Genomic DNA, 4,226 nt, shown 5'->3' with positions numbered 1-4,226 from the left:
CAAATTTCCTTCTGTCATCCCTAAATATGGTGTTATTGTTTGAAAATAAGACGATTGAGTTTTCCATAATATATATTTGAAAATCTTCCAACTTCATAATCTCTAAATATGGTGTTATTGTTTGAAAATAAGACGATTGAGTTTTCCATAATATATATTTGAAAATCTTCCAACTTCATAATCTCTGTGCTATTTTCATCCAATATATCCAGAAAATCTGATAATGTTGTATTGGTAATAGTTGTTTTTATTAAATTTTGTCCCGATGTATATACACCAATATTAGAGTCAATTGCGGCATCACCTTTTACAAACAAGGAATTAAACAATAGCTTTAATTTTGCTCCGGCTTTTATCTCTCCATGACTTCCATATTTTTCTTTATCCTCCTCTTCTATTACCAGCGCACCACCATTTTTCATCACTAAATAATCTGTTGCAGAATTTTCATCAAAATAAATTATTTTTTTCATATATCTCCTCTTTCGTATTTTATTAATCATACATTATTAAATCAACAAAAAAGTTCTTCCATTTTTGTAATCAAAAAGAACCCGCACTTAATCTACTTATCATTCCAACTACAGATTCTTCCTCTAACCTAGTGACAAAAGAACCCGCACTTAATCTACTTATCATTCCAACTACAGATTCTTCCTCTAACCTAGTGACAAAACTACAAGTAATAATCTTCTATTTTCCACAAATTAAATCAATATTATCTCGCAATGAGCTGTTTTGTTTATATCGATTCCATAATCTCTTGATTACATCTTTATAATAATTTATATCACTTTTCAAATAATCCGATGGTGCAAGAGTTCTTTGCTCTTCTTCAGCCTTGTATAATGCACTATCAAAACAATATCCTAAAACTTCATCTCCTATAACAGAAAATATCTCCATAAAAATTTCTTCTTCATCTTGTAATTTGACAGATATAAGTTTTTCGATATTTCCCATATTTCTAATTGCAATTTTTAAATCATCTACATTATTTAGCATTCCCGCAATCGTATCATAGGAAAATACGCCATAATTGATTTTACATAAAAATGTTACACAAGCATACTGAAAAGTTCTACCATTTTTCATCATTGGCAACACTGTTTTTTCATCATACCCTTTATCCTTAATGTAGACCTTAACAAATTTGTCATAATAATACGACATTTTCAACAAGTCTGCGATTACACCCTCTTTTGCATCTTGTCCAAAAATAGAATAGTAATACTCATCATTATACATTCTCTGAGAATTACTACGAGCTGATCCAGGCATCTGTAAAACTGCTGCTAAGCCCAACTTTCCAACCTGTTCAAGTGTTGCTGTTTGATAAGGTTCTGAATATTGTTTTGGTGTTTTATCTCCTTTTTTAGTAATGTAGTACACTTGACATCTATTGAGTCGTTCTTTTAATCTAATTTGTTCCGGAGTATTAGCTTTTAAATCTGCTTTTTTTACAGGTTTCTGTGAATTAGTTGCCTCAGCTATCTCCAATGCAAATTTATCCTTCATCTGAGTAGTATTTCCTTTTGATTTAACCACTTTACATTGGAGATAGAAGTCTCTTTCAATATCTAACTTTCCAATTCGATTTGTTGTCTGACCACCATTCACGATTGAAAAATTCCATAATTTTATTTCTTTTCCATCAATTTCATAATCATCACAGATAATTAAAATCCCATTATTTTTATACCAAAAATTTTCAGGTTCTTTATGTATAGTTTTTTTCAATTCCTGTATCAACAGCCTTTTGTCTTACATAATATCGTAAGTTCATTCCGAGTAAACCATTTCTTCTTCTATTTTGAAGCTCTTGCAATGATAACGCAGAAATATTAACAATTATTGAGTCTTCATATTTCAAATAATTATTTTTATCATCAATCGTAATTTTATCATAATCTACACATAACTTTCCGTTATCGCACAATTCAATCTGTGCTTCTATGTCTGATCGAAAATTCATTTCCAAATCGTACTTGCCAAAATAATCTCTCATGGATTTATCTAATTTATTACGTTCTCTTTTATTTTTCGGCTGATATGATGTAAAAAATACAATTCTGATATTCGCATTATCTTCCATTTGGCTAGTTGCATTTCTATAAGCTGTAACTAATTTATCATTAAATTCTGATATTTTATTACTTTGAAGTTTTTTTAATGTTTCATTAATCTTATATAATTCCCCAGCAACGTTATCTGTTCCTAATGCTGTATTTTCATAAAATTTACTCTGAACAATTATCAGATCATTCCCCTCGCTCGTAGGATCATTAAAAATTGCATCTATGCCTCCATCATTAGCACCATCAGTCAAAAATTCCTCGATTACATCTTGATCAAAAGCAATACCAGATTCACTATAAAAAAAGTATTTTATACATAACAATGTAAATATATGATAATTTTGATACTTCCTAAAAGTAGGGTATTTCTCCTTCATTGTTTCTATATGGTATTCGAAAAAATCTTGACTCATAGCATTTATCTCCTTTGTATTTTCCTATATCTATACCAATATTATGGCTCATATTAGCTATTTTGACAAGATCGCACGTATTTTATTTTCAATATTTTCCTATTATTTTAATAATTTTTTTACACCATTTCTTCCGCAACATTCTTGATAGTATTCATCCTCCTCACCCATTCCATCTGATCCTGCCTCTTCAGTTCTTCTGTCCCCCCATTGTCCAGCCATCTGTTCTACCAGCATTTCAACTTTTTCTCTCGCTTCTTTATCGACCTGATTCAAATGCTCCGTCAGTTTTCCAGTCAGTACCAGATACTGATACCTGGCACTCCTGTGCTCCTTCAAAAACTGTTTTCGCATTATTCCATATTTCCCATATGCGGGTTCTTCCTCATTGATTTCTAGGTCTGGTAGATAATAATCTCCATGCAATGTGTAGCTCAGTCCGTTCTTTTCATCATAAATCTGTTTCTTCATATTCTTACAACTCCATTCCTCTGTATTTTGCTTTGTTCTTTTTTATCTGTGCATTGTATTCTTCACTCCGTTCTTTCGCCCATGGTATGCGATCACCTATTTTTTTCGGCATCTGCTCTTTCTGTTTTTTCGCTTCAAGTTCCGTCTGCATCCGGATATCGTCCTATACCAGTCGTTCTACCATATCTTTCCCCAACATGCGTAAAAGTCGGTTATACATGTCTGCAATTCCCTGCAGTATTTCTTTCTCACCAGACAATTTCTGATAATCTTTCTGAACTTCTGCCAGTTCCTTTTTTGTTTTTTCTGCTTTTTCTTCTGAAACTTACTTTTCCAACTATCTCTTTCTCTTGTGAGTTCTTTCACCTGTGCAGCCATCGCACCGATTTTGTTTTTCATTTCAATGAATAATGGTTTTATTTTCTTATTCCGGTAAGTTACCGCACGTTCAAATGCTGTAGCTTCCAACAGAAATGTTTTGATCATTCCATATTCTTTTATTTCCTTACTGACATTATCCATCACTGGTTGCAGAAATTCTCTTCTGTCCTCCAGTTTTTTTCAATTCCGTTTCTGCTTTCTCCGCACGTTTTTCCGCTATCTCTTTATCTTTCTGGAACTGAATTTTTTCTTCTTCCAGTAGCTTAATATCTGCCCTTGCTTCTGCAATCTGAGAAGTCAATCCTTCATTCTCCACTGTCAGATTTTCTTTTTCCCGTTCCAATTCCTGCACTTCCTTTTTGCGTTCTTTTTTCTTGAAATTGTAAACATCCAGATATTCTTCATGTGTGCCTTTCTGTTCCCATTCAATTCCATGCTGTTTTGCGATTTCATCCAGCACTTCCTTCTCATGATTTATCCACTGATTCAGTTCTGTATCATGCTTATTTCCACCTTGAAATCCAAGACTTTTCAATGCCTGTTTCAGTGAAACTCTGGTATCCATTCCTTTTCCCTTCCAGTTGATCACATAAGGAACAAAGTCAATATGCAGATGCGGAGTAGCTTCGTTCTGATGCAGATAGCAGCTAAATACCCGAAGTGTCAGATTCCGTTTCTGGAAGTCTTTCACATATCCGCCCAGTACCTTTACAGCCAGATTTCCTTCTGACGTCAGGTTCCCTGCGTTTTGTCTTTGTAAGCTAACATCTTAAAACCTCCTAGTATAATAATGATGTAGTCAATCAAGACTACTTGGTTAATAAGTTTCTATAAATCAGATAACAGAAGAAGGGGTTCTTCCTTCATCAGATGTTATCCGTAA

The 4,226-nt window shown here is 33.1% G+C and carries 7 protein-coding genes; all 7 read right to left on the bottom strand.

The features are described 5' to 3' along the window. Window positions 1-32 precede the first annotated feature (32 nt). A complete protein-coding gene (locus DXB52_RS14950; RefSeq protein ID WP_118107958.1) occupies window positions 33-473 on the bottom strand; it encodes a DUF6414 family protein in 441 nt (146 codons plus the stop codon). Window positions 474-693: 220 nt separating this feature from the next. Next, window positions 694-1,740 (bottom strand): AIPR family protein, encoded by a 1,047-nt coding sequence (locus tag DXB52_RS14945; protein WP_207661770.1) that lies wholly within the window; start codon window positions 1,738-1,740, stop codon window positions 694-696. Continuing rightward, a complete protein-coding gene (locus tag DXB52_RS14940) occupies window positions 1,721-2,491 on the bottom strand; it encodes a hypothetical protein (RefSeq protein WP_118107954.1) in 771 nt (256 codons plus the stop codon). The genes DXB52_RS14945 and DXB52_RS14940 overlap by 20 nt, the downstream gene beginning before the upstream one ends. Before the next feature lie 102 nt (window positions 2,492-2,593). Beyond that, window positions 2,594-2,962, bottom strand: coding sequence for a TnpV protein (locus DXB52_RS14935; RefSeq protein ID WP_330677919.1), 369 nt, complete (start codon window positions 2,960-2,962; stop codon window positions 2,594-2,596). 4 nt (window positions 2,963-2,966) lie between these two features. After that, window positions 2,967-3,113, bottom strand: a complete 147-nt coding sequence (locus DXB52_RS17570) for a hypothetical protein (protein ID WP_270370941.1) — start codon at window positions 3,111-3,113, stop codon at window positions 2,967-2,969. A 26-nt stretch (window positions 3,114-3,139) separates the two neighbouring features. Continuing rightward, window positions 3,140-3,484 (bottom strand): hypothetical protein, encoded by a 345-nt coding sequence (locus DXB52_RS14930; RefSeq protein ID WP_472520464.1) that lies wholly within the window; start codon window positions 3,482-3,484, stop codon window positions 3,140-3,142. Continuing rightward, window positions 3,477-4,034, bottom strand: coding sequence for a plasmid recombination protein (locus DXB52_RS14925; protein ID WP_118107951.1), 558 nt, complete (start codon window positions 4,032-4,034; stop codon window positions 3,477-3,479). The genes DXB52_RS14930 and DXB52_RS14925 overlap by 8 nt, the downstream gene beginning before the upstream one ends. Between the last annotated feature and the right edge of the window lie 192 nt (window positions 4,035-4,226).

The sequence above is a fragment of the Ruminococcus sp. OM04-4AA genome (genome assembly GCF_003462585.1).
GTDB lineage: Bacteria > Bacillota > Clostridia > Lachnospirales > Lachnospiraceae > Mediterraneibacter > Mediterraneibacter faecis.
Note: the sequence above shows the minus strand (reverse complement) of the source record. Positions and strands in the feature narration are given on the sequence as shown.